1 protein-coding gene is annotated in these 247 nt (G+C 58.7%); it reads right to left on the reverse strand.

Annotation, left to right across the window (positions count from 1 at the left end):
* A partial coding sequence (locus KJQ96_RS39430) for a UDP-N-acetylglucosamine 2-epimerase (RefSeq protein WP_309142556.1) occupies positions 1–205 on the reverse strand: 205 nt, incomplete at its 3' end.
* Positions 206–247: the final 42 nt, after the last annotated feature.

Genomic DNA, 247 nt, shown 5'->3' on the forward strand with positions numbered 1-247 from the left:
GTCCTTTCCAGAGACGATTCCATCCATGCGTAACCGTCTCCGTCCATTCGGTCTCGTCTCGCAGAGTAGTGCATGGCACGCGATGGAAATAGGCCTCCTTCTGAACCCCGCCGGAGTCGGTGTAGACCTCGACAGCATGGTGCAGCAGTTTTGCCATATCGAGGTAACCGACCGGCTCGATGATCTTCAGGTGATCCAGGTTCACTCCCGTTCGGGATGCCGCCTGCCGGGTACGCGGATGCAACGG

This window comes from Bradyrhizobium sp. sGM-13 (assembly GCF_018398875.1).
Taxonomy (GTDB): domain Bacteria; phylum Pseudomonadota; class Alphaproteobacteria; order Rhizobiales; family Xanthobacteraceae; genus Bradyrhizobium.